The sequence below is a fragment of the Geomonas azotofigens genome, from assembly GCF_018919395.1.
Classification (GTDB): Bacteria; Desulfobacterota; Desulfuromonadia; order Geobacterales; family Geobacteraceae; genus Geomonas; species Geomonas azotofigens.
This window is the reverse complement of the sequence record NZ_JAHLME010000007.1, coordinates 144,167-170,646: the sequence shown is the minus strand read 5'-3', so window position 1 is coordinate 170,646 and position 26,480 is coordinate 144,167. Positions and strand designations below refer to the sequence as shown.

General features: G+C 63.2%; 27 protein-coding genes and 1 tRNA gene. 6 read left to right on the top strand and 22 right to left on the bottom strand.

Annotated elements, in window-relative coordinates; all coding sequences use genetic code 11:
- Positions 1–53 precede the first annotated feature (53 nt).
- Positions 54–518 carry a BON domain-containing protein gene (locus tag KOL99_RS19150; RefSeq protein WP_216512077.1) on the top strand — a complete coding sequence of 155 codons (465 nt, stop codon included), beginning with the start codon at positions 54–56 and terminating at the stop codon, positions 516–518.
- Between the two features lie 157 nt (positions 519–675).
- Here KOL99_RS19150 and KOL99_RS19145 read toward each other — a convergent pair whose 3' ends face one another.
- Positions 676–849: a hypothetical protein gene (locus KOL99_RS19145; RefSeq protein WP_216512076.1), complete on the bottom strand. Its 174-nt coding sequence runs from the start codon at positions 847–849 to the stop codon at positions 676–678.
- Positions 850–865: 16 nt separating this feature from the next.
- A complete protein-coding gene (locus tag KOL99_RS19140; RefSeq protein ID WP_216512075.1) occupies positions 866–1,225 on the bottom strand; it encodes a VanZ family protein in 360 nt (119 codons plus the stop codon).
- A 232-nt stretch (positions 1,226–1,457) separates the two neighbouring features.
- Between KOL99_RS19140 and KOL99_RS19135 the strand changes: the two genes are divergently transcribed.
- The gene (locus KOL99_RS19135; RefSeq protein WP_216512074.1) at positions 1,458–1,880 is read left to right on the top strand and encodes a pyridoxamine 5'-phosphate oxidase family protein; all 423 of its coding nucleotides are present in this window, start codon (positions 1,458–1,460) and stop codon (positions 1,878–1,880) included.
- Between the two features lie 119 nt (positions 1,881–1,999).
- On the opposite strand, the gene KOL99_RS19130 is transcribed toward KOL99_RS19135, so the two are convergent.
- From KOL99_RS19130 to KOL99_RS19055, 16 genes are all read right to left on the bottom strand, one after another.
- Positions 2,000–2,290, bottom strand: a complete 291-nt coding sequence (locus KOL99_RS19130) for a putative quinol monooxygenase (protein ID WP_216512073.1) — start codon at positions 2,288–2,290, stop codon at positions 2,000–2,002.
- 55 nt (positions 2,291–2,345) lie between these two features.
- A complete protein-coding gene (locus KOL99_RS19125; RefSeq protein WP_216512072.1) occupies positions 2,346–2,591 on the bottom strand; it encodes a hypothetical protein in 246 nt (81 codons plus the stop codon).
- A gap of 103 nt (positions 2,592–2,694) precedes the next feature.
- A tRNA-Leu gene (locus KOL99_RS19120) sits at positions 2,695–2,781 on the bottom strand.
- Positions 2,782–2,802: 21 nt separating this feature from the next.
- Complete coding sequence (locus KOL99_RS19115; protein ID WP_129126735.1) at positions 2,803–3,084, bottom strand: integration host factor subunit beta; 282 nt, start codon at positions 3,082–3,084, stop codon at positions 2,803–2,805.
- Positions 3,085–3,138: 54 nt separating this feature from the next.
- The gene (locus KOL99_RS19110) at positions 3,139–4,893 is read right to left on the bottom strand and encodes a 30S ribosomal protein S1 (RefSeq protein WP_216512071.1); all 1,755 of its coding nucleotides are present in this window, start codon (positions 4,891–4,893) and stop codon (positions 3,139–3,141) included.
- Between the two features lie 68 nt (positions 4,894–4,961).
- A complete protein-coding gene (gene ispH, locus KOL99_RS19105; RefSeq protein WP_216512070.1) occupies positions 4,962–5,813 on the bottom strand; it encodes a 4-hydroxy-3-methylbut-2-enyl diphosphate reductase in 852 nt (283 codons plus the stop codon).
- Positions 5,814–5,815: 2 nt separating this feature from the next.
- Complete coding sequence (gene cmk, locus KOL99_RS19100; protein ID WP_216512069.1) at positions 5,816–6,517, bottom strand: (d)CMP kinase; 702 nt, start codon at positions 6,515–6,517, stop codon at positions 5,816–5,818.
- Positions 6,514–7,803, bottom strand: a complete 1,290-nt coding sequence (aroA, locus tag KOL99_RS19095) for a 3-phosphoshikimate 1-carboxyvinyltransferase (RefSeq protein ID WP_216512068.1) — start codon at positions 7,801–7,803, stop codon at positions 6,514–6,516. The genes cmk and aroA overlap by 4 nt, the downstream gene beginning before the upstream one ends.
- A gap of 62 nt (positions 7,804–7,865) precedes the next feature.
- Positions 7,866–8,726, bottom strand: coding sequence for a prephenate dehydrogenase (locus KOL99_RS19090; RefSeq protein WP_216512067.1), 861 nt, complete (start codon positions 8,724–8,726; stop codon positions 7,866–7,868).
- A gap of 12 nt (positions 8,727–8,738) precedes the next feature.
- The gene (gene pheA / locus KOL99_RS19085) at positions 8,739–9,818 is read right to left on the bottom strand and encodes a prephenate dehydratase (protein WP_216512066.1); all 1,080 of its coding nucleotides are present in this window, start codon (positions 9,816–9,818) and stop codon (positions 8,739–8,741) included.
- Between the two features lie 94 nt (positions 9,819–9,912).
- Complete coding sequence (locus tag KOL99_RS19080; RefSeq protein ID WP_216512065.1) at positions 9,913–10,656, bottom strand: hypothetical protein; 744 nt, start codon at positions 10,654–10,656, stop codon at positions 9,913–9,915.
- A gap of 258 nt (positions 10,657–10,914) precedes the next feature.
- Complete coding sequence (locus KOL99_RS19075; RefSeq protein ID WP_216512064.1) at positions 10,915–12,072, bottom strand: ABC transporter permease; 1,158 nt, start codon at positions 12,070–12,072, stop codon at positions 10,915–10,917.
- Positions 12,073–12,222: 150 nt separating this feature from the next.
- A complete protein-coding gene (locus KOL99_RS19070; RefSeq protein ID WP_216512063.1) occupies positions 12,223–13,389 on the bottom strand; it encodes an ABC transporter permease in 1,167 nt (388 codons plus the stop codon).
- A complete protein-coding gene (locus KOL99_RS19065; protein WP_216512062.1) occupies positions 13,390–14,079 on the bottom strand; it encodes an ABC transporter ATP-binding protein in 690 nt (229 codons plus the stop codon). It abuts the gene before it with no gap.
- A 2-nt stretch (positions 14,080–14,081) separates the two neighbouring features.
- Positions 14,082–15,299, bottom strand: a complete 1,218-nt coding sequence (locus KOL99_RS19060; protein ID WP_216512061.1) for an efflux RND transporter periplasmic adaptor subunit — start codon at positions 15,297–15,299, stop codon at positions 14,082–14,084.
- 77 nt (positions 15,300–15,376) lie between these two features.
- Positions 15,377–15,658 carry a DUF503 domain-containing protein gene (locus KOL99_RS19055; protein WP_216512060.1) on the bottom strand — a complete coding sequence of 94 codons (282 nt, stop codon included), beginning with the start codon at positions 15,656–15,658 and terminating at the stop codon, positions 15,377–15,379.
- Positions 15,659–15,821: 163 nt separating this feature from the next.
- On the opposite strand from KOL99_RS19055, the gene KOL99_RS19050 reads away from it, so the two are divergent.
- From KOL99_RS19050 to rdgC, 3 genes are all read left to right on the top strand, one after another.
- Entirely contained in the window at positions 15,822–16,949 is a 1,128-nt protein-coding gene (locus KOL99_RS19050; RefSeq protein ID WP_216512059.1) for a hypothetical protein, read from the top strand.
- Positions 16,946–18,214, top strand: coding sequence for a multiheme c-type cytochrome (locus KOL99_RS19045; protein ID WP_216512058.1), 1,269 nt, complete (start codon positions 16,946–16,948; stop codon positions 18,212–18,214). The genes KOL99_RS19050 and KOL99_RS19045 overlap by 4 nt, the downstream gene beginning before the upstream one ends.
- A 216-nt stretch (positions 18,215–18,430) precedes the next feature.
- Entirely contained in the window at positions 18,431–19,624 is a 1,194-nt protein-coding gene (gene rdgC / locus KOL99_RS19040; RefSeq protein ID WP_216512057.1) for a recombination-associated protein RdgC, read from the top strand.
- A gap of 121 nt (positions 19,625–19,745) precedes the next feature.
- On the opposite strand, the gene mnmA is transcribed toward rdgC, so the two are convergent.
- Complete coding sequence (gene mnmA, locus KOL99_RS19035; RefSeq protein ID WP_216512056.1) at positions 19,746–20,825, bottom strand: tRNA 2-thiouridine(34) synthase MnmA; 1,080 nt, start codon at positions 20,823–20,825, stop codon at positions 19,746–19,748.
- A 210-nt stretch (positions 20,826–21,035) separates the two neighbouring features.
- Here mnmA and KOL99_RS19030 point away from each other — a divergent pair, with 210 nt between their 5' ends.
- Positions 21,036–21,866, top strand: coding sequence for an HDOD domain-containing protein (locus tag KOL99_RS19030; protein ID WP_216512055.1), 831 nt, complete (start codon positions 21,036–21,038; stop codon positions 21,864–21,866).
- Here KOL99_RS19030 and KOL99_RS19025 read toward each other — a convergent pair.
- From KOL99_RS19025 to KOL99_RS19015, 3 genes are read right to left on the bottom strand one after another with little or no spacing between them, the layout of a single operon-like run.
- A complete protein-coding gene (locus KOL99_RS19025; RefSeq protein WP_216512054.1) occupies positions 21,848–22,264 on the bottom strand; it encodes a (deoxy)nucleoside triphosphate pyrophosphohydrolase in 417 nt (138 codons plus the stop codon). The genes KOL99_RS19030 and KOL99_RS19025 overlap by 19 nt on opposite strands.
- A 40-nt stretch (positions 22,265–22,304) precedes the next feature.
- Positions 22,305–23,438: a hybrid sensor histidine kinase/response regulator gene (locus KOL99_RS19020; protein ID WP_216512053.1), complete on the bottom strand. Its 1,134-nt coding sequence runs from the start codon at positions 23,436–23,438 to the stop codon at positions 22,305–22,307.
- A 2-nt stretch (positions 23,439–23,440) separates the two neighbouring features.
- Positions 23,441–26,236, bottom strand: coding sequence for a PAS domain-containing hybrid sensor histidine kinase/response regulator (locus tag KOL99_RS19015; protein WP_216512052.1), 2,796 nt, complete (start codon positions 26,234–26,236; stop codon positions 23,441–23,443).
- Between the last annotated feature and the right edge of the window lie 244 nt (positions 26,237–26,480).

Genomic DNA, 26,480 nt, shown 5'->3' with positions numbered 1-26,480 from the left:
TAATTCAAAAAGGGTTTTCCCTTCATATCACGATCAAGGAGGAAGCATCGACAATGAAAAAGATCACTCTCATGGTTGCCGTAACCCTGTCAGCCGCAGTCGCGCTCAGCGCCTCGCCCATGGTGTGGGCGGCACAGGACACCGGCAAGGCAGACGCCGCCAAGGCTGACAACACCAAGAAGAACAAGGAAGAGAACAAGGGGGCGACCGCCGACCAGCAAAAGGAGAACAAGTCCGACCGCGAGATCACCCGCCAGATCCGTCGCACCGTGGTGAAGGACAAGTCGCTCTCCATCACGGCGCACAACGTCAAGATCATCACCAAGGACGGCCACGTCACCCTGAAGGGGCCGGTGAAGAGCGAAGACGAGAAGAAGACGGTGGAAAAGGCCGCTGTCGGCGTGGTCGGCAAGGCGAAGGTGACCAACGAGCTGGAAGTGGCTCCCCCCAAGGAGAAGAAAGAGAAAAAGGACAAGAAGGAGACGACCGACCAGAAAGAACAAAAAGAGCAGAAGTAGTCCCCCCAATGCTACTCGTGGGGACGCGAATCGAAACGCCAGGAAAAGGGGACAGGCTACTTTTTCGGAAACGCAGCCTGTCCCCTTTTAAGTGCGAATCAAAAAGGCCAGGCTGCCTCGGGCAGCTTGGCCTTTGCCGTTGCCGGAGACGGCACCGTCAGCGGTTGCGGCGCTCCTGCTTGCGGGCCACCAGCAACTCCCACTGCCGCTGGACCTCCTCCGGTGCATAGCGCTTGAAGAAGCGGGGGAAAAACCTGGCGATGAGCCTGTCCTCCCAGGTGAAGGTGGCGACCCAACGTTGCGCGGGATCTGTATCGCGTTCTTCTTTCATGACACCCACCTCGATATCACCAACGCCCGGTCAACTGCACCTGCCGCGCTGATGCCTTTACCCACAGTTTGCCGTTGATGAGCTCGCCGGCCACCACGCCGGTCACCGATCCAAGGCCATCCGCAAGAAGATCATACCAACTGAAGTGGGTCCCGGTAAACTCGTCCGCCACCTCGATGGCGAACCCCGGGATCATGGCGAGCCCCGTGGCGGCCACCATCCGCTTGGGTCGCTCCAAGTCGGTGGCGTGATACAGCACCGTGTCCGTGGTGAGCCCCAAGATCGCGCCGCCGCCGAAGTGCGAGATCTTGTCCTTGTCCAGAGCCTGAGCCGGCAGGGCGAACAGTAACGCGAGCAAAACGATGGCTGTTTTCATGCGGAACCTCCTGTACCCTTGTGCTGGGACCGATTGCACCATGTGCCTACAGGAAAGCCGATACAGGCCAACATTTTACCGGATTGCCGCTTCATGACTACCGCCATCGGGAAATTTTATTGACAATCGCTAACACTTTAAAACGAGAGCCATCTTGCACCATTCAACTTTGTTGTATAATATCCGTTGTCTCAGCAACCAGCGACATCACCGGGCTTCGAAGGAGCGACCTATGAACAAACAAGAGATCCTGGAATTTTTGAACTCCAATCCGATATTCCATATAGCGACAACCGACGGCGATACACCGCACGTGCGCGGCATGCTTCTCTACAGGGCCGATGACAACGGCATCGTCTTCAACACCGGCAAGATCAAGGATCTTTACCACCAGTTGTCCAGGAATCCGAAGGTCGAGCTCTGTTTCAGCAACGGCATCTTCGAGAACCTGATCCAGGTCCGCATCGCCGGGACCGTCGAGGCACTGGAGGACCTGGACCTGAAAAAGGAGATCGTCGACAAGCGCGACTTTTTAAAGCCATGGGTCGACAAGGTAGGCTACGACCAGCTGGCCGTGTACGTGCTGAAGAAGGGTACCGCCACCGTCTGGACCATGGCGACCAACACCGAACCGAAGGAGTACATCCAGCTCTAGCGCCCCACTCTCCCCGCGCATGACAAAAGGCGTCTCCCCTCGAGGGAAGACGCCTTTTTCTTTGTTGCCATCCGCAATGTTGCGGCCGATCGTGCATCCAGCCGGCTCAACACATCTCCCTACACGATCTCGTTCATCTGGTTGACGGTCTTGTCACTGAGCAGATCGGCGACTGCGGCGACATACGACTTGAAGTGCGGGGAGTTCATGTGCTCCTCGAAAGCGGCTTGGTCCTTCCAGTTCTCGTAGAAAACAAAGACCGCCGGATTGGACCTGTCCTGGTGCAGGCGGTATTCGACGCACCCGCTCTCCTGTCGGGTCGGCGCGACCATCTTGATGACTTCAGCTTTTACCGCCTCAATGCAGTCGTCCTTGGCCGTCAGCTTCGCCACGATAGTTACTTTTGACATTGTTGTCCCCTTTGTTTTTGAAATGCCCCGGAGGGCGTCGAGCCTTTGCGATAGGTCATGACCGCGCCCGTTCGATGATCTCCTCCAGGGTCAGTCCACGGCTGGCCCAGAGGGGGAGTTGATCGACCGCGTCGAAAAAGGCGATCTCGCCGGCGAATTCCTCGTCCCACGGCCTGCCGTCAGGGGCGACCTTGCCGCAGGGGACGAAGCTCGCGTAGCCGGGGTAGGACTCATCGACGTAGTCCGGATCCGGCTCGCCGGGCGTGGGGGGCGGCGCCAGTTCCCCCTCCTTGAGGGTCAAGGGAAAGAGCCAGCCTTCTCGTCGTTCGCCATAATCAGTGTGTAACCGCAAAGAAAAAGGGCTATGCGTGAACATAGCCCTTCTTGCTGTTGTTGATGTACCGTGGTGCCCGGAGCCGGGGTCGAACCGGCACGGCTGCGAGGCCGACGGATTTTAAGTCCGTTGCGTCTACCAATTCCGCCATCCGGGCCGATCCCGTCGGTTGCTGCTGCTAGAGGTTGTTCACGCGCTCCCGCAGGTCTTTCCCGGTCTTGAAGAACGGGGTCTTCTTGCTCGGGATGCTGACGATCTCACCGCTCTTCGGGTTCCTCGCCTCGCGCGGCTCGCGGTCACGGATGGTGAAGCTGCCAAAGCCGCGGATCTCAACCTTGTCACCCTTGGTGAGGGCCTCGCTCATGGCGTCGAACACCATGGAGACCACAGCCTCCGAATCCTTGCGGGTCAGAGCGCCGCGTACTTCCACCAGTTTGTCGATCAATTCGCTCTTAGTCATGTACACACCTCAAATATGAACCTATAAGATTACTCAGTCGGCGAAGTGACTGGTCTATTCTTCAGTGCTCTTCTTCAGCTTCTCCTTGAGGAGGTCGCCGAAGCTGGAGGTTGCCTCACCCTGGCTCCCCATGTAGGAAGCGATTTCGGCTTTCTCCATGGCGGTCTGCAGCGCCTTGATGGAAAGGGCGATCTTCTTGTCGACCATATCCACGTTCAGCACCACGGCCTCGAGTTCGTCACCCACGTTGGCGAAGTCTTTCGGGGAGGCTACTTTCTCGTAGGAGATCTCGGAGACGTGGATGAGGCCTTCGATCCCTTCCTCGATCTCGACGAAGATGCCGAAGTCGGTCACGGAGGTCACCTTGCCCCTGACCTTGGAGCCCGGCTTGTACTTCCTGGGGATCTCTTCCCACGGATCCTGAACCAGCTGCTTGATGCCCAGGGAGAGACGCTCGTTCTCCACGTCGATGTTGAGAACCACGGCCTGCACGGTCTGCCCCTTGCTGAACAGCTCGCCCGGGTGCTTCACGCGACGGGTCCAGGAGATGTCGGAGACGTGGACCAGGCCGTCGATGCCGTCCTCGATGCCGATGAAGACGCCGAAGTCGGTGATGTTCTTGATCTGCCCCTCGATCTTGGTGCCGACCGGGTAGCGCTCGCCGATCACGGTCCAGGGGTTGACCTCGGTCTGCTTGAGACCGAGCGAGATCCTGCGGTTGCCCGGATCGACGCCCAGGATCACCGCCTCGACTTCCTCACCTACCTTGAGGATTTCGGACGGATGACGCACGCGACGGGTCCAGGACATCTCGGAGACGTGCACCAGGCCTTCGATGCCGTCCTCGAGGGAGATGAATGCGCCGTAGTCGGTGAGGCTCACGACCTTGCCGCGCACGCGCTCGCCTTCCTGGTAGCGATCGGAGACGTTGAGCCACGGATCGGGCACGGTCTGCTTGAGGCCCAGGGAGATCTTCCCTTTCTCGCGGTCGTACTTGAGCACCATGACGTTCAGGGTGTCGCCCACCTTGACCATCTCGGAGGGGTGGCCGAGGCGGCCCCAGGACATGTCGGTGACGTGCAGCAGGCCGTCGACGCCGCCCAGGTCAACGAACGCGCCGTACTCGGCGATGTTCTTCACCACGCCGCTGACGATGTCGCCCTCTTTCAGGGTCGCCAGGGTCTCGGTCCTCGCCTTGTCGCGCTCCTCCTCGAGCAGCACGCGACGGGACAGCACCAGGTTGCCGCGCTTTCTGTTCAGCTTGAGGATGCGGAACTCGTAGGTCTGGCCGACGAAGCGGTCCATGTTGCCGCCGGGACGCAGGTCAACCTGCGAAGCCGGGAGGAACGCCTCGACGCCGACATCGACGGTCATGCCGCCTTTGACCTTGCCGGTGATCTTGCCTTCGATGGTGCCGCCTTCGCCGGCAGCGGCGATGGCTTCCCAGGCTACCTGGGAATCGGCCTTCTTCTTGGAAAGGACCATGTGGCCGCGGATGTTCTCACCGCGCTCGAAGTAGACGTTGACCTCGTCGCCGACCTTGACGGTCAGTTCGCCGTTCTCGTCGATGAACTCGCCGATGCGGATGGCGCCTTCGGACTTGTAGCCGACGTCAACCAGTACCACGTCCTGCTCGATCTGAACCACGACCGCCTTGACGACTTCCCCGCTCTGCGGCTGCCTCAGACTGTCCTGGAAGAGGTCAGCAAACTCGCCACCCATTTCTGCCTGGTCCAGCTCCTCGTCATTATCGTGTAACCGCCTAATCGGCATATCTTTTTTCTTGAACGTACGTTTTTCTTCACCCATTGAAACCGTTACCCCCTCGTGTAATCTCCATATAAAATCGAGCTAATTTAGCACATCGGACAAAAATATCAACCTATTTTATCCTTGTCGATGGCCGAAATTCTTTCCGTCACTTCGTCGATCAACCACTTCGGGGTGGAAGCCCCTGCGGTCACGCCGACTCGCTGCACCCCGTCGAACCAGGCCGGATCTATCTGCCCGGCGGTCTCGATGTGGTGGGTGCGCGGCAAAAACTCCCGGCAGATCTGGGCGAGGCGCTTGGTGTTGGCGCTGTTGAAGCCGCCGATCACGATCATGCAGTCAACCTCGCTGGCCAGCTTCTTGGCCTCTTCCTGGCGCACCGCGGTGGCGTCGCAGATGGTGTTGTAGACCCTGGTCTCGCCGCCGCGGGCGAGGCAGGCGGCAACCACCTCGTTCAAGTGCTCGAAAGACTGCGTGGTCTGCGCCACGACCCCCATCTTGGCCATGCGCGGCAGCCTTTCCACGTCCTTGCCGGAGCTGACCACGTAGACCCGGCCGGTGGCGTAGGAGACGATTCCCTGCACCTCCGGATGCACGGCGTCCCCCACCACGACCACGTCGTACCCTTCCCTGGAGAGCGTCGCCACGTGTTCCTGCGCCTTTTTCACGAAGGGGCAGGTGGCGTCGACGATGGCCAGGTCGGCGCGCACGACGGCTTCCAGTTCCTCGGCGGCGACGCCGTGGGAGCGGATGATGACGGTGCTGCCGCTTTTGATCTCGGCCACGTCCTCGACCGATTTCACCCCCATCTCCTCGAGCCGCTGCACCACCTGCGGGGAGTGGATGATCGGCCCCAGGGTGCAGGTATCGCCCCCCTTGTCGGCCGCGTCGAAGGCGAGATGGGTGGCCCTTTTGACGCCAAAGCAAAAACCGGCGTGTTTGGCAAGTATCACTTCCATGGTTACCCCTTGTCGCCCTGTGCCAGGCGCTCGCGCACGGCGTTCTCCATGACGGTCAGCACCTCGCCTATGGAGAGGCTGGTGGAATCGATGGGGAGCGCGTCATCGGCCTGCCTGAGCGGAGCGTGCTCGCGTCCCTCGTCCTGGCGGTCGCGCTGGATCACCTTGGCGATGGTCTCCTCGAGGGTGGCCGCATCGCCGCGCGCGGCCAGTTCCAGGTAGCGGCGCCGGCCGCGTTCCTCGGCGCTCGCAGAGAGGAAGAACTTCACCTCGGCATCCGGAAAGACCACGGTACCGATATCGCGTCCCTCGAGGATCACGCCCCCTTTGGTCCCCATGGCGCGCTGCATGGCCAGGAGCGCGTCGCGCACCGGCTTTCTGGCCGAGATGGCGGAGGTAAGCAGGCCGATCTCCTCGGTGCGGATCTCGGTGGAGACGTCCTCGCCGTTGGCCAGGACCCGGCAGCTCTCGCCGTCCCGCACGAAGGTGATTTCCAGCCCGCGGCACAGTTCGGCCAGCCCCGCGTCGTCGTCGCTGGCGATGCCGGCACGCTTGGACATGAGGGCGACGGCGCGGAACATGGCGCCGGTATCGATGTGAATGTAACCAAGGCGCCGGGCCAAAAGCCTGGTGAGGCTGCTCTTGCCCGCCCCGGAGGGTCCGTCTATGGCTACGATGACGCCGTTTTCTCTCACTGCACTCAACGCTGTACTACCCCCTCGAGAAGTTCACGGAAGCCGGGGAACGAGGTGGCGATGCAGTCGACGTCGGAGATGGTGGTCTCCCCCTGCGCGACCAGCCCTGCCACCATCATGGACATGGCGATGCGGTGATCGCCGAAGCTGTCTGCGGCGCACGCCTTGAGGGCGGATACGCCGGTTATTTCCATGCCGTCCGGTGTCTCCACCACGGTGACCCCGGCCCGCCTGAGATTGTCGGCCATGGCCGTGATGCGGTCGGTTTCCTTGACCCGCAGTTCCTCCGCGCCGCTTACCACGGTAGTCCCCTGGGCGAGAGCCGCCGCGACGCAGATGGCCGGGAACTCGTCGATGGCGCGGGGCACCACCTCGCCCGAGATGGCCATGGCCTTCAACTGCGCATGGCGCACCCGGATGTCCGCCACCGGTTCGCCGGTCTCGTCGCGCTCGTTCAGAAGTTCCAGGTCAGCCCCCATCCCCTTCAGGATGTCGATGATGCCGGTGCGGGTCGGGTTGATGCCCACCCCCTTGATGACGAGTTCGGCGCCCGGGACGATCGATGCCGCGACCATGAAGAAGGCGGCCGAGGAAATGTCGCCGGGGACGACGATGTCGCGCCCGGTCAACTCGGCACCGCCGCGGACCTTGACGCCGCCGGGGAAGGTCTCCACGTGGGCGCCGAAAGCGCGCAGCATCCGCTCCGAGTGGTCGCGGGAGAGGTGCGGTTCGCGCACCACCGTCTCGCCCTCCGCATAGAGTCCCGCCAGCATGATGGCGGACTTAACCTGGGCGCTGGAGACCGGGGAGTCGTACTCGATACCCTTCAGCTTGGAGCCCTGGATGGCGAGCGGCGCCTTTTCCCCGCCGGCGCGGCCGCCGATGCGGGCGCCCATCTTGGAGAGCGGACCGACCACGCGCTTCATGGGGCGGGCGCGCAGGTACTTGTCGCCGGAGAGGACCGAGAAGAAGCTCTGGCCGGCCAAGAGGCCGGTGAGGAGCCGCATCGAGGTGCCGGAGTTGCCGCAGTCGAGGACGTCGGTCGGTTCCTCGAGTCCGTGCAGCCCCTTGCCCACGATGGTCACCGTCTCGCCGTCGTCGTCGATCTGCACGCCCATGGCGCGGAAGGCCTCCAGGGTGGCGAGGGCGTCCTCGCCGCGCAGAAAGCCCGAAACCTTGGTCACGCCGTTGGCGATGGAGCCGAACATGATGGAGCGGTGCGATATGGACTTGTCGCCCGGAACGCGGATTTCGCCGCGCACGCTCTTGGCGGGTTGAACGGTGTAGCTTTGCATGAAGCACCTCGCGTTGTGTCGGACCTGGTCAGACCGTCGGGTTTGCCGCTTGCGGTCCGCTACTAGAGAATGGCGTCCCGCTTCTGCTTGGAGTTCAGGAAGAACGCCTGCAGGCCGTCGGCATCGCCTTGGGCCACCAGGGCACGCAGCTTCTCCAGGTACACGGAGAAAAAGTCCATCATCTCCAGGATCGCGTCGCGGTTGGTAAGCGCGATGTCGCGCCACATGACCGGGTCCGAGGACGCGATCCGGGTGAAATCCCTGAAACCACCGGCGGAAAAGGAGAGCAGATCGCCGCCGAAACGGTCGTAGCCATCCACGGCGTTCACCAGCGAATAGGCCACCATGTGCGGCAGGTGCGAGATGGCGGCGACCACCAGGTCGTGCTGCACGGGATCCATGAGCGGCACCGTGGAACCGGCCACCTTCCAGAGCTCGACCACCTTCTCCAGCGCCACCGGATCGGTGTTGGCGGTGGGGGTGACGATGCAGCGCCTTCCCACGTAGAGTGTGGAAAAGGAGGCCTCGACGCCGGAGTGCTCGGTCCCGGCGATGGGATGGCCGCCGACAAAGAAGGTTCCCTTAGGCATGAGCGGCTCGCAGGCCGTCACCACGGTTTCCTTGACGGAACCGCCGTCGGTGACGATGCAGCCGGGCGCCAGGTAAGGCGCAATCTCGGCGACCACCTTCGGTATGGTGCAGACCGGTGTGGCCACGAAGACGAGATCAGCTCCGGCCACCCCCTCCCTGGCATCGGTGGTGTAGCTGTCCAGAACGCCCAGTTCCACGCCGCGCTTCAGGTTCGCCTCGCCGCGGCCGACGCCGACCACCTCGTCCACGGCCCCCTTCTCGCGCAGCACGCGGGCCAAGGAACCGCCGATCAGCCCGACGCCGATGACGGCCATCTTCTTGAACCGGACCATACTAATTCCCCCTCACTGGCGCGCCCGGGGGTACGAGCCCAGCACCTTGACGAACTGGCAGCACGTGGACAGGTCCTGCACCGCCTCGCCGACGCCGGGATCGGAGATGTGCCCGGAGAGGTCGAGATAGAAGATGTATTCCCAGGCCTTCTTCTTGAGCGGGCGGGACTCGATCTTGGAGAGGTTGATGCCGCGCTTGGCGAAGGGCTCCAGCATCCGGTGCAGGATGCCGGGCTCGTCGCGCACCGAGAACATGAGCGAGGTCTTGTCGTCGCCGCTGCGCTCGGCCATCTTCCGCCCCACAACCAGGAACCTGGTGAAGTTGTTCACCTGGTCCTCGATGCGGGCCTTGACGATCTTCAGGTTGTAGATGGAAGAGGCGTACTCGCTGGCGATGGCCGCTGCCGTATAGTCCTCGGCCACGATCTGGGCGGCGAGCGTCGTGGAGGCGACGTCGACCAAGGGTACGTTGGGGAGGTTCTCGGCGAGCCACTTGCGGCACTGGGCCAGGGGCTGCGGGTGCGAGTAGACCTTCTTGATGTCCTCGAAGCGCCCGGTCCTGGAGAGCAGGAAGTGGGACACCTCCAAAAGGACCTCGGCGTTGATCTTCAGTTCGCTCTCCATGAACATGTCGAGCGTGTGCGAGATCATCCCCTCGGTCGTGTTCTCGACCGGAACGACGCCGTAGTACGCCTCCCCCTTTTCCACCGCCTCGAAGACGGCGGGAATGGAGCGCTCCGGCGAGAGAGAAGCCGACAGGCCGAAGTGCTGCATGGCGGCCAGGTGGCTGAAGGTGGCGTTGGGGCCGAGGAAGGCGACCTTCAAGGGCTTTTCCAGCGCCAGCGACGCGGAGATGATTTCACGGAAGACGCCGCGCACCGCCTCGGCCGGGAAGGGGCCGGGGTTCGCCGCGGCGAGACGCTCGTAGATCTCCCTCTCGCGGCTGGGCACGTGGAAGTCGCTGCGGTTTTCCGTCTTTACCGCGCCGACTTGCATCACGAGCTTGGCCCGCTCGTTGAGGAGTTCCAGGATGCGATCGTCCACCGCATCTATGTCCTGACGGAGTTTTGCCAGAGTCTGCTTTTCTTTCAAAGCTTTTGGTCACCTTTCAGGAGGGATAGTGGCTTTTTGCGGAGCTGATACTTATAAGGCACCCGTCGCAAATATGCAACTTTTTTTCTCTTTCTCAGGTGACCTCGGGGTGCGCCTGCGGGTTCATCGGGTTCATGCGGACCGCGAGCGAGAAGAGGTAGGGGTAGTCCTTCTGCAGGTGCGCCATGTAGGAGAGCCACTCCATGAGCAGGTAGGTGTGGGCGCGTTTCATGTCACCGCTTAAGTGGTCCATGTCGCTGGCGGGGAGCCCGGTAAGGGAGCGGCGGGCCTGCAGTTCCTCGATCAGGTGGAAAACGGCCCAGAGGAGGTCGGTGAAGGATTCGTGCTCCAACAGGTTCGGGTTCTCCATGAGGGAGAGCATGACCCCTTTCTTTTCGCACAGGAAGGCCCTGAGGGCGGAGAGGTCGCCGGCGCGGGAATCGGGACGGATTTCGTGCTGCTTGAGGAATTCCCTGGCCGCGCGGTAATCCTCCGCGCGCCAGCGCACCGTGACCCCGAGTTTTTGGGAGAGTTCGTGGCCGTCGGGGTAGAAGTCGTGCAGGTCGCGCAGCAGCGGCGAACCGACCTCGCTGAAGAAGATCCCGATGACCATGTTCAGCTTCTTGATCATCGCCTCGCGCTCGCGCTCCTTGAGCACGCGTTCGATCATGAGCGTCACGAAGAGGACGTAGACCGGGAGGAAGGCCACGTTGGACATGAAGTTGAAGCCGATCTCCTCGGCGCGGGGGAACAGGAAGTAGTCGGCCAGATACAGGATCAGGGAAACCAGGAGCAGCAGCCAGACGATACGGTCCTTGGGCAGACGAAGAAATCTCAACGGGAACCTCCTGAAACAAAAGCACAAAGGCTAAAAGCTCTAACGCAAAGGCGCAAAGCCGCAGAGGCGCAGGGACAAACTAAGCGTTTTTGCACATCAGAGGCAAAGGCGCCGGGGGGAATCTCTAAGAGTACGACTGGAAAGCGGGAACACAGGCGGGTTCTTATACTGGGTTTTGCCTGAAAACACAAGATATTGGTTTTTCTTCGCGCCTTTGCGGCTTGGCGTCTTTGCGTTGAGGCTTTTCGCGCTCTAACTCTACCCAATACGCTTCAACCCGTCGGCGATGCGGATGGTGGCGCCGCGCCAGGTGGGGAAGATCCCGGAGACCACACCCACCGACAGGGCCGCGGCCAACTCCAACAGGATGGTCTCGCTGGAAACGCTGAAGTAGGGAAAGTACTGGGCCAGTTCCAACTCGATCCAGTGGGCCGCCGGGAAGGTGGCCGCCACGCCGACCAGACCGCCGCAAAGGGAGATCAGCACCGACTCCCCGAAAATGAGCCCGCCCAGGTGCCCCCCCTTGAAGCCCAGGGTCTTCAAGGTGGCGTATTCCCCGATCCGTTCCCTCGCCGTCATGGCCATGGTGTTGGCCGCCACCACCATGATGATGGCGATCACCATGTAGGAGACGATCTGGATGGCGACCATGATCGCCTCGGTCATGGAGACGAAGCTCATGTGGAACGCCTTCTCCGTTTCCGTCAGGGTCTCCGCGAGCGAATTCTTGAACAGGGAGTCGATGGCCAGCGACACCTCGGGCGCGAGTTCCGGCTTTTTCACCCCCACCACGAAGTAACCGACCTGGTCGGCGCGGCGCGGGACGGTCTGGCGCATGGCCTCGTTGAGGTAGCTCCAGTGGAAGAGGAGGATGCGCTCCTCGGTCGCCTTTTCCTTGCCGTGGTAGACGCCGCGCAGCACGAACTCCCACTGGCCGGGGTAGATGGTCCCCTTCAAGGTGATCAAGTCGCCGACCTTCCAGCCATAGGTCCTGGCCAGGCGCTCCCCGACGATGCACCCCTTGCGGTCCAGGAAGAAGTCGTTCTTCTCCTTGGGCGAGAGCATGAGCTCCGGGTAGAGCTCAAGGTAGCCGCGCGGCTCGATGGCGTAGTTGGCGAAGAAGTTCTTCTGTTCCTTGTAGTAGGCGCCGAACCAGTTGCCGTAGGAGACCGAGGTCACGCCAGGGACGCCGCGGATGCGGTCCAGGTAGGAGATGGGAAGCGGGAAGACCAGCGAGATCGCGTTGCGGGTGACCAGGCGCGTGTCCGAGGCGTGCTCGGCGCCTGAGTACCAAAGTCCCACCAGGGTGCGCAAAAGCCCGAAGGCGAGCACCGCCACGGCAACCCCCACGATGGTGAGCACCGAGCGGAGCTTGTGCCGGAAGAGATTCCTGAGGATGTATTTGAGAAAAAACATCAAAACCTCGGAAAAGACCAAACCATTGGCCACGGAGAACGTCTGAGGAAATCTGAGAAAACCAAAAACAAAAGCAAGAGACTTTGGGGTACCCCCAAAAGACGTTAGGTTCTCTCCGAAGTTCTCGGATTTTCTCCGTGGCTAACGGTTTTACGTGGCCCGGAGGGCCTCGACTATATTCATGCGCGAGGCGCGCAACGCCGGGAGCGCGCCGCCCACGAACCCCATGACGACGGAAAAGAGCAGCGACTTCCAAATGATGCTGAAGTTGAGGGTGAACGAAAAGGCCAGTTCGGAAAAGGAGGCCCAGTTCATGGTGGAAATGGTGATGAGCTGCATGAACGACGCGGCGCAGACGCCGAGAATCCCCCCGCACAGCCCGAGCAGCAGCGCCTCGATGATGAAGGCGGCCAGGATGCTCTTCCTCGGGAACCCCAGGGCACGCAGCGTCCCGATCTCGGTGACCCGGTTGGCGACGGCGGCGTACATGGTGATGGTGGCCCCGATCACGGCGCCGATGGAGAAGATGACGGTGAGCACCAGCCCCAGGATGCGCAAGAACTTGGCCATTGCCTCGGACTGGTCCAGGTAGTACTGGGTCTCGCGCTTCGCCTCGACGGTGAGCCGGGGATCACCCTCCACCCGCGCCTTGTAGGCGTCGAAGGCGGTGGTATCACGCAACCGGAAGATTATCGAGGAGTAGACCGGCCTCCTGAACGCCTGCATCATCTGGTCGCGGTCGCCCCAGATCTCGGAGGAGAACCCGGTGGACCCGGCATCGAAGACGCCGACCACGCGCCAGTCGCGCATCCCGAAACGCAGGGTCTCGCCCAGCCCGCACCCCTTGAAGCGGCGCGACACGCTCTCTCCGGCCACGACCTCGGCGGAACCGGGCCGGGGCATGCGCCCCTCCTTGAGCCGGACCGCGGGGCGCAGCTTCAACGAGGCGGCGTCGATGCCGCGGATGATGACGTTGGAGGGCTTGTCCCCCACCCGCTTTTTCAGATTGATCAGGACCACCAGCTCCTTGGCGAGCAGGGGCTCCCCGTCCGCCCCCACGGCTATCTCGGGCTGGCTCTCCAAAAGCGAGGCCTGGTCCCTCTCCACCGCGCTTTGCACCTCGGAATTGGACGATTTCCGGAGCAGGACCACGTTATCGGAAGAGCCGGTCTGCACCAGGGTCTTTTGCAGCCCCTCGGTGAGCATCAAGGTGGCGGCGAAGACGAAGACGACCAGGGCCATGCCGCTCGCGGTGAGCACCGTGGTGAGCCGCCGGGTCCAGAGGTTGCGGAAGCTGTAGGAATAGGGGATGCCCATCTAGGTCACGCTCAGCTCACCCTTTTCCAGGTGCCGTATCAGGTGGGCCTTCTCGGCGGCACGCGGGTCGTGGGTGACCATGATCACGGTCTTGCCGAACTCATGCACCAGGCGGTCCATGAGCAGCAGGATCTCCTCGGCGGAGACACGGTCCAGGTCGCCGGTCGGCTCGTCCGCCACCAGGATCTCCGGGTCGGTGACGATGGCGCGGGCGATGGCGACCCGCTGCTGCTGGCCTCCGGAAAGCTGGGAGGGATAGTGGTCCATCCGGTCGGCGAGCCCCACCACGTTCAGTACCGCCTCCACGTGCTCATGGCGCTCGCGCCGGCTCAGGTGGGTCAAGAGCAGGGGGAGCTCCACGTTCTCGTAGGCGGTCAGGACCGGGATCAGGTTGTAGAACTGGAAGATGAAGCCGACGCTGCCGGCGCGCCAGCGGGCGAGTTCGCTTTCGCCAAGGCGAGTGATCTCGACGTCGCCGATCTGGATCGACCCTTGATCGGCGCTGTCGATCCCCGCGATGAGATTCAAGAGGGTGCTCTTGCCGGAACCGGAGGGGCCCATCAGGGCGACGAACTCGCCCCGGGCGATGTCGAAGTTGATGCCGGTGAGGACGGGGATCACCTGGGTTCCGCGGCGGTATGCCTTGGAGAGGTTCCTGATCCGGACGATGGGCTCGCTGACTTCGGCCATGATCACTTTTCCGCCGTCTTGACGCGGCTGCCGTCGTGCAACCGGTCCAGGGGCTTGGTGGCGACGCGCTCGCCCGCCTTGATGCCGGAGCGGACCTGCACCAGGTCGCCGAGCTTGCCCCCAAGCACCACCGGGGTCAGTTCGGCCCGGTCCTTGACCACCTTGAAGACGTAATCCTTGCCGTCGCGGTGCACGACCGCTGCGGGCGGCAGGCCGACCAGGGGGGTTCCCTCCCCCTGCCTCAGCTCGCGCTCAAGGAAGGCGACCTTGGCGCTCATCTCCGGGAGGATGCGCCGGTCCTTGTCCAGGAAGCGGACCTTGACCATGACGCTCCCCTTGCTGCGGTCGGCGGTGGGGACGATGGTGTAGAGCGCGCCGCGGAAACGGACATCGGGGAGGGCGTCGAGCAGGATCTCGCAGGGCTGCCCCACCTTGACCTTGGCAAGGTTCGCCTCGGAGACGTCGGCCTCCACCTGAAGCGAGCCCATGTCGGCCATGGTGACCACGGCGGCCTTGGCGTTGGCGGCGGCGGCCAGCGGCGAGACGATGTCGCCGACGTCGGCGTTCTTGGTGAGCACCACGCCGTCGAAGGGGGCGCGGATCAGGGTGTAGTCGAGGGAGGCCTCGGCTCCGCTCAGGGCGCTTTGGGCGCCGTTTATGTTGGCCTGGGCCGCGGCCACCGCGGCCGCCGCGCGCTGGTAGCGGGCCTCGGCGGTGTCGTAATCGGCCTGGGCGATGATCCCCTGCCCGATCAGTTCCTTGGCGCGGGAGAGGGCGCGGCCGGCGTCGGTCCGCTCCACCTTGGCCTGCTCCAGGTTGTCGCGCGCGGCGGAAAGGGTCGCCGACGCCTGCCCTTTTTGGGCGGCCACGTCGCGGTTCTCCAGGCGGGCCAGCAACTGCCCCTCGCGCACCACGCTCCCCTCCTCCACGCCGAGCCATTCCAGCCTGCCGGTCGCCTTGGAGGAGACCGCCGCCTTTCTCTGGGCCACCACGTAGCCGCTTGCGTTGAGCAGCGAGATGGTCTGCGACGGATAGACCAGGGAAACGGTGGCCACATCCACCTCGACGCTGCGCCTGGTCGCCGCGATCCAGATCCCCAGCACCAGGGCCAGGAGCACCAGCGCCGCCACCACCTGCTTGCGCCGCCCTCTCGGGGCGCCGGCGGCGGGGGTGGAGCGTTGTTTGTCGATGGTAAGTCTGTTCAAGTCATCTTGCGCCATGCCCGGTCACCCCGATTAACGGATTCATAGAAGCGGAAGCTAACACATTTTCTGATGGGTGGGAAGCCACAATGCGGCTACAGCTCTTCGACCAGCAGGTCCACGATCTGCAGGTCCGGCCGCTCGGACACCAGCCAGTACTCCAGTTCCTGCAAGAGCTGACGGGCGCGGGTGGCGCTCGGGGCGACGGTTACGAAGCAGAGCTCGGCGTCGGCGGGTTGGTCGTTGAGGGCGCTCTCGGAACAGGCGACGTTGAACCGGTTACGCGCACGCGCCAGCACGCTCTTCACGATGGCCCTCTTCTCCTTGAGGGTGCGGCTTGGCAGCAGCAGTCTCATCCGCAGCAAGGCGACGTGCATCGAGATCCTCCTTAGACAAAGACAATGGTGCGATTCTACCACATCACCCGCGTGCTGGAGCAGCGGATCCGGTATACGGCTCAACTCGGTCCGGGCACCCTGTTCCAGGTTGTTTTGACGTGGCAAATTGAGTACACTGGCGTCGCTCAAATCAGGAGGCGTCATGAAGAATATTCTGCTGACTTTATCCGCGGTCGTTATGCTTTTCTCCCTCGCCGGCTGTGCCGCGACGCTGCCGGCACAGCTACCGGCCGGGTTCCAGGTCAAACCAGCCGGACGCTCCGACGTCGGCGCCCCGTTCCAAGCCGGCACCAAAGGAGCCGTGGCGGCGGTGGCGCAAGGTGCGGTGGAACTCACCGACAAGCAGGGTCGGAAGGTGAGGCTTGCCGACCGGCCGGCCACCGCGATCAGCTTTTCCCCAGGCGGCGAGAAGGTGGCGCTGGTGCTTCCCGTGCAGAACGCGACGCTGCTGCGGATCGTCGACCTGGAGGGCAAGACGCTCGGTGAAACGAGGGTCACCGGCAAGGTCACCTCGGTCGCCTGGCGCTCAGAGAATGAGCTGCTGGCCGGGGTGCTCAAGATCACCAAGTTCAGCTTCGGCTCGCAGATGGCGACCCATCTGCTCCAGTGGGACGGCAAAAGCACGCCGGTCGACAGCACCATAATCGATATCACCTTGCGTCCGCAGGTGGCGAGCCTGCCCGAAGATGTGCTTTACGACCAGCTCCACATCGCGGTCTCGCCCTACCGGGACGAAATCGCCTTCACCTCGCTCAAGGATCCGCCCCTTTTCGCGCCGTACCTGAAGGTGCTGGTACGCAACCTGGACACCGGCGGCGGCTACGAGGTGGGGCAGGTGCCGCTTGGGGCGGGGAAGGTCTTTTACACACCGGACGGGGAATCCCTGGTTTTCGCCCAGGGGGTTGAAGCGACCCGCAGGGTGTCGCTGCCGGAAGGAAAGGAGCTGGAAACCTGGGGGAGCCCGGCCATCAATCCGGCGGCCTCACCTTCCGGCACCTACCTGTTACTGGACGGCCACCTGTACCGGAAGGGGAAGGAGATCGCTTCCGTCCCCCCCGACGCCAGGGGGAGCTTCCTGCCCGACGGTTCCGGGCTGGTGCTGAGCTACCGAGGGAACCTGTTCCACGTCTCCGGGCTTGACGACGGTGCGCCGGCGGCGCTGCGCCCAGACCTGGAGCGGGTGCTCAAACTGCGCAGGCTCCGCAGCCAGGGGCTGATCACGGAGCAGGAGTACCGCAAGGAACTGGAACCGAAGGAGCCGGCGCGATGATGAAAGCGATCTTTGCCGCAGCCTTTTTCTGTCTGGTGCCGCTGGCCGCTCACGCCGCCGAACCATGCCTTCCCTGTCACGCCGAGAAGACCCCCGCGGCGGTGGCGCAATGGCAGGGAAGCGCCCACGCCAGGGCCGGAGTCGGCTGCGAGAAGTGCCACGGCAGCGACCACGACAAGATCGTGAAGGGCGAGGCCAAGGTCGGCATGAAGGTATGCGGCCCCTGCCACCAGAAGGCTTACCAGGAGCACCGCGCCAGCCGTCACGGCATGGGGCTGCACTCCGGGTGGGGCTGCACCAGGAACCTTCCCAACCGCAAGGAGGGAGAGTGCCGGTTCTGCCACGAGAAAGGGGACGAGATCCCGCGCTCCGAGGTGCAGTGCGCCCGGTTCCTGAAGCAGTCGCCGGAGATGGGGGAGATCGGCTGCAATTACTGTCACAGCGTCGAGGACGCCTGCGACTCCTGCCACTCAAAGCACATGACCGACCTGAAGATCGTGCGCGATCCCAACTCCTGCGCCAAGTGCCACATGGGTCCCGACCACCCGCAGTGGGAGATGTGGCAGACCTCGCTGCACGGCACGCTGAACGCGAGCACCGGCAGAAAGACCGGGCCCGACTGCCAGACCTGTCACATGCCCAAGGGGACCCACAACGTATCCATCGGCGTCACCATGAACTCCGGAGGGGTCCCCTACCCCGCCGCCAAGGCCGAACCGGCCCGGGCCGACATGGTCAGGATCTGCAGCGACTGCCACGCCCCCTCCTTCGCGAAGAGGGAGCTCGAGCGCGGCGACCAGGTGCGCGGCCAGAGCCTCGCCATCCTGAAGGAGGCGGAGCACGTCATCTGGGACCTGAACGACCGGGGGCTCCTCGACCCGATGCCGGAAAACCGACCGCCCCACCCGCTGAGCGGGCCGCGCCTGGTGACCGACAGCCAGATGCTCTACGAGGACACCTCGCACATCGAGCGGCTCTTCTTCAAGATGAAGAAGTACGACTACGCCCGGACCGTCAAGGGGGCCTATCACCAGAATCCGGCCTACACCCACTGGTACGGCAACGCCGAGCTGAAGATGGACCTCGTGGACATCAAGGGGGAGGCGAGCCGGCTCAAGGAGCGGGGGAAGAAGGGGGAGACCAAGGCGGCCGCCCCCGGTGCCGAGGACGAGTTGAAGGTGCTGAAGAACAAGTTCGATAGAGGCGCGCTGAGCGAAGAGGAATACGCGAAGGCGAAGGCGAAGGTGCTGGAGAAAATGAGGTAAAAACCAAACCGTTGGCCACGGCTTGCGGGCAAATTCAAAAGACTCAGGCTTTACCTTCAAAAGCCTTTAAGGTGTTCTCCGATTTTCTCGGACTTTCTCCGTGGCCAATGGTTTTGGCTCTTTGGCCTTTTTAACTTGCCCCCCAAGGGCAAAAGGTGTATCCATGCTGTCCCCGTTCGCGCGGGACAAGAAAAGCAAAGTGAAGGAGAATCATCGATGGGCATCCTCGCCAACACAGTAAGCGTCTGCCACTTCAAGGTCCAGGGGGATCTCCCGCCGCAGGAAGAACTTTACGCCTGGATCACCAAACAGCTGGCGGCGAACAGGTTCAACCCGATCGACCAGGGGACCGAGGAAATGTCGGTCGGCTGGGTGCACCTGGACGACTCCAGAATAGCCGACTTCGACTCCCCCGCGGCCTGCTGCCGCGAACACTACTTGATGTTCACGCTGCGCCGCGACAAGCGCGCCGTCCCCTCGGCGGTGCTGAAGGCGCACCTCGAGAAGGCCAAGGAGGAGTTCCTGGCGGAGAATCCCGGTTTCGCCAAGGTGCCCAAGCAGAAGAGGGAGGACCTCAAGGAGGCGGTGCACGCGATGCTCCTGTCGCAGACCCTCCCCACCCCGGCCACCTACGACGCGGTCTGGGACACCAAGACCGGCATCCTCACCTTCAGCTCGCTATCCCCGAAGGTCATCGAACTCTTCGAGGACATGTTCAAGAAGACCTTCGAGGGGCTCAGGGTCTCCGCCTTCCATCCCTACGCCCGGGCCGAGAGCGTTCTGGACGAGGGGAACAAGGTGCTGCTGGCGCAGGCCAACAAGGCCGGCGGCGACAACTACCTCGAGTTGATCAAGGAGAACCAGTGGCTCGGCACCGACTTCATGCTCTGGCTCATGTACCAGACCATGAACGAGTCCTCCGAGTACAGCGTCAACCAGCCGGGCGTGCTGCTCGCCAAGGAGCCGTTCGTGGCCTACCTGGACGACCGCGTGGTGCTGCTTGGTTCCGGCGAGAACGGCGCCCAGAAGATCACGGTGGCAGGCCCCCAGGATCACTTCAACGAGGTCAGAAGCGCGCTCTTGAACAAGAAGCAGATCACCGAGGCCACGCTGCACATGGAGGCGGGCGACGACCACTACAAGCTGACCTTGAAGGGTGAGCTGTTCCATTTCGCCTCCTTCAAGTCCCCCGCGGTGCAACTTGAGAAGGACAGCACGGTGGACGAGGCGATGGAGCGGGAGGCGGTCTTCTTCGAGAGGATGCTGCTGCTCGAGAAAGGGACCCAGCTCTTCGACTCGGTGTTCGCCACCTTCCTGAAGCTGAGGCTCGGCAAGGAGTGGGAAGAACAGGCGACGGCGATCCAGAAATGGCTCAACGTCTGCACCTACTGCAACAGCCAGCTGGCATAACCGCTTCGGCGTACCGGCAGCACAGGCATACAACAAAAGGGCGCGGGGGAATTTCCCCCGCGCCCTTCTTACGTCCGGTGCCTATGGCCAGGTATGCGGATCAGCAACGGTTCCCGCGAACCTATTCGCCGGAGCGCAGCGCCTTGACGATGCGGCCGCCGCCGACCAGCTCGTCCCCCTGGTAGAACACCACCGACTGCCCCGGGGTCACCGACTTCTGTGGCTCCTCGAAGAAAACCTCGCCCAGACCTTCCCCCAGGATCTTCACCCGGCACTCGATGGGCTGCTGCCGATAGCGGATCTTGCAGGTGGTCTCCACGGCATCCCCCTCGACCGGGACCACCCAGTTCAGATCGCAGGCGAGAAGCCCCGGCGCGAACAGCCCCCCGACCTCGCCGACCACGACCCTGGCGCTGTCCGCATCGATGGCGACCACGTACAGCGGCTCCTTCCAGGCAATGCCCAATCCCCTTCTCTGCCCGATGGTGTAACGATGGGTGCCGTTGTGGCGTCCGAGCACGGTGCCGTCCACGTGGACGATCTCTCCGCTTCTCCCCTCGAGCCCGCCGTCCTTTTCCAGGAAGGCGACGTAATCGTCGCCGGGGACGAAGCAGATCTCCTGGCTGTCGCTTTTCTGCGCCACCGGGATGCCGAAGCCCTCGGCCAATCTCCTCACCTCGTCCTTGCTCGGCATATCCCCCAGCGGAAAGATCACGCGGGCCAGCTGCCGCTGGGTCAGGGTATGGAGGAAATAGGATTGGTCCTTGGCGAGATAGGCCGCCTTCAAAAGGTGCCAGGTTCCGCTTTCGTCCCTGCTGGTCCTCACGTAATGGCCGGTGGCGAGGTAGTCGGCGCCCAGTTCCAGCGCCTTGTCCAGGAGCAGCCCGAACTTCACGTACTTGTTGCAGCGCACGCACGGGTTGGGGGTCTCCCCGCCGAGGTACTGGGCGCGGAAGTCCTCCATGATGAGACGGCCGAACTCCTCCTCCAGGCGCACCTGGTGAAACTCTATGCCGAGATACTCGGCGACGATCTGGGCGTCCCCCTTGGCCTGAGGGTCCTCGCCTTCACGCTTGAACAACTTCATGTTGATGCCGATCACCTCCGCCCCCTGCTCTTTGAGAAGCGCCGCGACCGTCGATGAATCCACGCCGCCGCTCATGGCGACGGCTACCTTCTTGCCTTTATAGTTTGCTGACATGTCCGCTCCGTTATGCTGCCGTTTGCCGCGCATCCATACTTGACCGAATCGCGGCTGCAAGGCAACCTTTTTCTCCCGGGGCCACGCTTATCCCGCGCCACGCCGCTCCGGCTCTCAAGTTCCAGCGCCGCCAGCCGATTTGTATTGTTATGGCTTGGCCGGGTGCATTAAACTGTCTCCTGGCCGTAGCCCAGTACAAGGAGAATCGCCATGCCCCTGTCGCTCACCATCAGGCGTCTGCTGACGAACCAGCCCATCGACCTCCCCGTCTTCCACCCCATCGCGGTGAGGATCCTGCACCTGCTGCAGACTCCCGACTTCACCATGACCCAGATCACCGACCTCGCCAACGAGGACCAGTCCCTGGCGGGCCAGATCCTCAAGATGGCCAACTCGCCGATGTACATCGGCCGGGTCCGGACCGAGACCATCAAGGAGGCGGTAGTCAGGCTGGGGGGGCAGGAAATCGCCAACCTGGCCATGGCGGCGTCGCAGGCCAGCTTGCATACCTCCGAAAACAGGACCATCAACAGGTTCATGCAGTCGCTTTGGCTGCACAGCCATGCCTGCGCCCTGGGGAGCCGGTGGCTCGCGCGCCACGCGGGGTACCCGCAGCACAGCGACCAGGCTTACATGGCCGGACTGCTGCACGACATCGGCAAGTTGTACCTGTTGAAGGCGCTGGAGCGACTGAACCAGATGGGGGTGGCGCACGCAGCGCTGGAGGAGGACCTGCTGCTGGATATTTTCGCGGAACTGCACGTCGAGCAGGGGTGCCGGCTCATGGAGCACTGGAACATGCCCAAGGTCTACTACAACGTGGTCGCCAACCACCACGACGACAACTTCGATACTCAGGACATCGTGCTGACGGTGGTGCGGCTGGTGAACACGGCCTGCAGGATGAAGGGGATCGGCCTTTTGCACGACCCGGAGATCGATCTCGCCGAGCAGACCGAGGCCGCCATGCTGCAGCTTAGCGATGAAGAGATGGATGACCTGCTGGACGTCCTGGATGACTCTCAGGAACTGGTGTTGTAAGAACTCTGATACTCCAAAATGATGGGAAGGTCGGCGTCGGCCCACTCCAGCTCCAGCATCCGCCCGGGGGGCAGCCAGGTCATGGCGGAGTGCTCGTGCAGGACGATGTCGCCGGATACGATGCTGCAGACGAACGGGTAGAGGGTCACGTCGAAGGTCGGGTAGCTGTGGGTGGTCGGCGTGAGCGGGCGCCCCACCGCTATCTCCACCCCCATTTCCTCCACGAGCTCACGCTTCAGGCACTCCTCGCGCCCCTCTCCGGGCTCAATCTTCCCACCGGGAAATTCCCACCGCAACGGCAGGTTCATGGACGCGCTGCGCCGGGCCGACAACACCAGCCCATCACGCTCGATGATGGCGCAGGCTACGTGGACGTGTTTTCGCTCTGAGTATGTCATGACGCGGCACTATAGCATCTTTGGCCGGCACCAAACACAGCTAATTTGGGACAGGCAGGACGGCGTCGGGGTCCGGCAGCACCAGCGGGATCTGCAGTTGGAATACCGAGCCGCCGTCGGGAAGGTTCTCGGCCCAGATGCTGCCGTCCATCAACTCGGTCATGCGCCGCGCCAAGGTGAGCCCGAGCCCGAGGCCGGGGTAGGAACGGGTGATCGAGCCGTCGGACTGGGTGAAGTCGCTGAAAATGCGCTCCAGGTCGGCCTGGTCGATGCCGACGCCGGTGTCCGAGACCGAGAACTGCAGCATCTGCTCCCCCGCGACTTCCTGCCGGCGCACCTCCAGCCCCACCGCCCCCGCCGGGGTGAACTTGACCGCGTTCCCAAGGAGCATGGTGAGCACCTTGTGCAACATTCCCTGGTCGCTGACCACCGCTTCCGGCAGCGCGGGTTCGACCTGGACGTTGAAGGTGAGCCCCTTGCCATCGGCCAGGGCCTGGGCCTCCATGATCACGGTGTCCAGGAAGCTTTTGAGATGGAAGGGGGCGTTCTCCGGGGCTCCACCCTCCCCTTCCAGGCGGCTGGTCTCGATGAGATCCTCAACGATCCCCAGCAGTCTCAGCGCCGATTTCTGCACCATCCCAAGGTACTTGCGCTTGTTGCCGTCCTCCTCCTGGTTGAGCACGAGGTCGGTCATGCCGATGATCGGGGTAAGCGGCGTGCGCAGTTCGTGGCTGACGCTGCGCAGAAACTCCTTCTTGGCGCGGTCGGCGGCGCTCGCCAGGGTCTCCAGGAGGTCGCGGTAGCGCTTGAGCTCCAGGTGGTTCTTGACCCGTGCCCGGACGATGTGCGGGCTGATCGGCTTGGTGAGGTAATCTATGGCGCCCAGCTCGAGCCCCTTGATCTCCTGCTCCTCCTCGATCATGGCGGTGACAAAGATGATCGGGATGTCCCGGGTAGAGGGATCGTTCTTCAGGATGCCGCACAGTTCGAAACCGTCCATGCCCGGCATCATGATGTCCAGCAGGATCAGGTCCGGCTTGTCGGCACGGATCAGTTCCAGGGCGTCCAATCCGCTGGTGGCGAAAAAAAGCTCGTAGTCGTCCCCCAGGCTCTCGCTCAGGATCTCGATGTTGGCGGGGGTGTCGTCGACTATCATCACCGTCTGGCGTTTCATAGCTACTCCCTGTTATCCGGATGGGGCTCTTGCGCGGTCGGGAAGATGGACAGCAGCTGCCGTGCCTTCCTGAAATCAAGTTTTTCCATGCAGGCCTGGAGCGCCTGCAGTTCGTTGACGAAGCGGCCACGCGGCACCTGGCTGCAGAATTTCTCGAACTGGCGCTTGGCGTCCAGGCTGTTCCTGGCCAGCAGGCGTTCCAGCTTCGTCTTCTCGGCGGCGAACCGGTCCGGCTCGAAGGAGCCCTGGGCTGCCGTCCGCACCGGCCGCGCCACCGGCTCGGAAACCGGCGCCGGTTCGGCCTGGTGTGCGGCGGTACGGGAAACCGCCCGGATCATGCCGTCCACCAGCAGCGAAGGGCGCACCGAAGCGGGATACACCGCGCTCACCCCCCACTCATCCCCCAGTTGCCGCACCGCCTCCACCTGCTCCGCCGGCACCGTGGCCAGGACCGGCACGTCGTTGTGGTACCGGCTGGAGATGGTGCGGGAGAGCTGCTCCAGCCCGTCTTCGCCAGCGGTCGCGGCGTCGATGACCACCATGTCGAACGGGAACTGCCCCGCGACCGGTGGTTCCTTGAGTGCCTCGCTGGCCGCGGCGAAAGTCGGCACCGCCTGCAGGTCGATCGGCATTCCCTGCAACATCTCGGCGATCCCCTCCACCGATGCGGGGTTGCCGTCCAGCACCAGGAGCCGCAGGTTGCGCAGTTCCTCTTTACGCGCCTCCTTGATGGCCTTCCCGGCAGCCGGGACGGCGAAGCCGACCGTGAAGGAAAAGCTGCTCCCCGCGCCGGGGACGCTCTGCACCTTCAGTTCCCCTCCCATCAGTTCAACCAGTTGCCGGCTGATGGAAAGCCCCAGGCCGGTGCCGCCGTAGCGGCGCGTGGTGGAACTGTCCGCCTGGGTGAAGGGGGTGAAAATGCGCTCCATCTGCTCGGGGGTAATACCGATGCCGGTGTCCTGGACGGAAAAATTCACCTGCACCACCCCGGCTTCCTGTTCGACCGGCTTCACCGCGACCACGACCTCGCCGCGGCCGGTGAACTTGAGCGCATTGGCGATCAGGTTGTTGAGCACCTGTGTCAGGCGCAGCGGGTCGCCCAAAAGTTTCCTGGGGAGTTCCGGGGCGAGCCGCATCTTGAAGTCGAGCCCCTTTTCCTGTGCCTTCAGGTGGTGCATGTCCGAGATGTTGCCCAGCACCTCCTGCAGGCTCAGTTCGGTCTTTTCCAGCTCCAGCTTGCCCGCCTCCATCTTGGAGAAGTCCAGGATGTCGTTGATGATGTTCAGCAGCGTCCTGCTGGCGGAGCAGATCTTCTCGAGGTACTCGCGCTGCTTGGGCATGAGCTCCGTCTTCAGGGCGAGGCGGCTCAGCCCCATCACCGCGTTCATCGGTGTCCTGATCTCGTGCCCCATGTTGGCCAGGAACTCGGTCTTGGCCTGGCTGGCAGCCTGCACAAGGTCGCGCTCCCGGCGCAGCTCCTGGGCCTCCCGCTTGGCGGTTACGTCCTCGATAACCCCGATCAGGTACTTGGGCTCCCCTTTTGGGCCGCACACCAGGGACTTGGTGAGGTTCACCCACACCACGGACCCGTCCTTCCTGAGCTGGCGCATCTCGATGCTGTAGTTGTCGATCTCGCGGTTGACCAGGCGGGAGAGCTGCCCCTGCTCGGCGGTGCGGTCGTCGGGGTGGATGGTCTGTTCCAGGGTCCACCCCAGGAGCTCCTCCTGGCTGTACCCCAGGATGTCACAGAAGCGCCGGTTGATCCTGATCAGGATGTCGCTCAGTGCGATGTGGCAGATCCCCACCGCCGCCTGCTCGAAGGTGTTGCGGAAGCGCTCCTCGCTCTCCTTCAGCTGTTCCTCGGCCTTCTTGCGGAAGGTGATGTCGGTCAGGACGCCGAGCAGGGCGTACACCCGCGCGTGGTCGTCCTTGAGCGGGATCAGGGCCTTGCTCACCCACCTGCCGTCCCGCTCACGCTGCTCGTCCCGCTCGACGGCGGTCCCCGCCGCCATCACCCTCTCGTCCTCCTCCTGGCGCTTGCGGGCCAAGGGGGCCTCGAAGAGGTCGTAATCGGTCTTGCCGAAGACGTCGGCTGGCTCAAGTCCCAGTTCCCTCGCGAAACTTGAGTTGCAGGAGAGATAGACCAGGTTGCAATCCTTGAGGAAGATGCGCTGCGGCAGGTTCTCGATCAGTCCCCGGTATCGTTTCTCGAAGAAAAGGGCGCTCTCCGCCTCCTTGCGTTCGGTGACGTCGTGCACCACGCAGACCACCCGCAACGCCGTGCCGGAATAGTCCCGAAACACCTCGCCCACTTCGGAGAGGTGGCGCTGGCTGCCGTCGGGACGAACCACGGGATATTCAACGACAAAGGAATCGCCGCCGGACAGGGCCCTGGCGACGGCAGCCTCCACCGTCTCCCGCGCCGGCGCCGGAAGCAGGGCGAGGAACTGGGCGAAGCTCTGCGGCGCCTCCTCGAACGGGATCCCGAAGATGCGGCACAGTTCCTCGGAACAATCCAGGCGACCGGTGACCACGTCCCAGTCCCAGCTCCCGATATGGGCGATGCGCTGCGAGATGCGCAACTGCTCCTCGCTGCGCCTCAGCTCGTCCTCCGACTGCCGGCGCCACTTGAGGCGCAGGGCGTGCAGCCCCCCCACGAAGACCATGGCCAAAGCTCCGACCGGTCCCGCCTGGGGGCGGCAGACGGCCGCGACCAGGACCAGGATCAGGCAGGCGCAGATGCCCAGGGCCAGCGCGCTTCGGCTGTGGATTGCTGCGGATCGGGAGATGAACAACATGGGCTCCTTTGGCCACCGGAGGGGGTGCCTGATCCCGCTGCGCGGCTTTCCAAGCACTCGAACGCAGCGGTCGCCCCACCGTCTGCAGGGGCATAGCCACATTATCGGCGCGCCGCGTTAAAACATTAATGAAATTAGCGGGAAGCGGAACGGAAATTGTGGCGTTTTCCCCCACCCCCAGCCTCCTGTGGCGTGCTCCCCGGAATTGCCTTTGTCGGGACAGGCGCCATTTTTTGGAACGCTC

Bases quoted from the DNA above. Each gene is read 5' to 3' on its own strand.
- KOL99_RS19015 (WP_216512052.1), bottom strand. From the start codon at position 26,236: ATGTTGTTCATCTCCCGATCCGCAGCAATCCACAGCCGAAGCGCGCTG.
- KOL99_RS19075 (WP_216512064.1), bottom strand. From the start codon at position 12,072: ATGTTTTTTCTCAAATACATCCTCAGGAATCTCTTCCGGCACAAGCTC.
- KOL99_RS19145 (WP_216512076.1), bottom strand. From the start codon at position 849: ATGAAAGAAGAACGCGATACAGATCCCGCGCAACGTTGGGTCGCCACC.
- KOL99_RS19110 (WP_216512071.1), bottom strand. From the start codon at position 4,893: ATGGGTGAAGAAAAACGTACGTTCAAGAAAAAAGATATGCCGATTAGG.
- KOL99_RS19055 (WP_216512060.1), bottom strand. From the start codon at position 15,658: ATGCACGTCGCCTTGCTGCGGATGAGACTGCTGCTGCCAAGCCGCACC.
- KOL99_RS19140 (WP_216512075.1), bottom strand. From the start codon at position 1,225: ATGAAAACAGCCATCGTTTTGCTCGCGTTACTGTTCGCCCTGCCGGCT.
- mnmA (WP_216512056.1), bottom strand. From the start codon at position 20,825: ATGTCAGCAAACTATAAAGGCAAGAAGGTAGCCGTCGCCATGAGCGGC.
- KOL99_RS19070 (WP_216512063.1), bottom strand. From the start codon at position 13,389: ATGGGCATCCCCTATTCCTACAGCTTCCGCAACCTCTGGACCCGGCGG.
- KOL99_RS19150 (WP_216512077.1), top strand. From the start codon at position 54: ATGAAAAAGATCACTCTCATGGTTGCCGTAACCCTGTCAGCCGCAGTC.
- rdgC (WP_216512057.1), top strand. From the start codon at position 18,431: ATGGGCATCCTCGCCAACACAGTAAGCGTCTGCCACTTCAAGGTCCAG.
- KOL99_RS19065 (WP_216512062.1), bottom strand. From the start codon at position 14,079: ATGGCCGAAGTCAGCGAGCCCATCGTCCGGATCAGGAACCTCTCCAAG.
- KOL99_RS19030 (WP_216512055.1), top strand. From the start codon at position 21,036: ATGCCCCTGTCGCTCACCATCAGGCGTCTGCTGACGAACCAGCCCATC.
- KOL99_RS19060 (WP_216512061.1), bottom strand. From the start codon at position 15,299: ATGGCGCAAGATGACTTGAACAGACTTACCATCGACAAACAACGCTCC.
- KOL99_RS19025 (WP_216512054.1), bottom strand. From the start codon at position 22,264: ATGACATACTCAGAGCGAAAACACGTCCACGTAGCCTGCGCCATCATC.
- KOL99_RS19130 (WP_216512073.1), bottom strand. From the start codon at position 2,290: ATGTCAAAAGTAACTATCGTGGCGAAGCTGACGGCCAAGGACGACTGC.
- ispH (WP_216512070.1), bottom strand. From the start codon at position 5,813: ATGGAAGTGATACTTGCCAAACACGCCGGTTTTTGCTTTGGCGTCAAA.
- aroA (WP_216512068.1), bottom strand. From the start codon at position 7,803: ATGCAAAGCTACACCGTTCAACCCGCCAAGAGCGTGCGCGGCGAAATC.
- KOL99_RS19045 (WP_216512058.1), top strand. From the start codon at position 16,946: ATGATGAAAGCGATCTTTGCCGCAGCCTTTTTCTGTCTGGTGCCGCTG.
- KOL99_RS19050 (WP_216512059.1), top strand. From the start codon at position 15,822: ATGAAGAATATTCTGCTGACTTTATCCGCGGTCGTTATGCTTTTCTCC.
- KOL99_RS19135 (WP_216512074.1), top strand. From the start codon at position 1,458: ATGAACAAACAAGAGATCCTGGAATTTTTGAACTCCAATCCGATATTC.
- KOL99_RS19090 (WP_216512067.1), bottom strand. From the start codon at position 8,726: ATGGTCCGGTTCAAGAAGATGGCCGTCATCGGCGTCGGGCTGATCGGC.
- KOL99_RS19115 (WP_129126735.1), bottom strand. From the start codon at position 3,084: ATGACTAAGAGCGAATTGATCGACAAACTGGTGGAAGTACGCGGCGCT.
- KOL99_RS19020 (WP_216512053.1), bottom strand. From the start codon at position 23,438: ATGAAACGCCAGACGGTGATGATAGTCGACGACACCCCCGCCAACATC.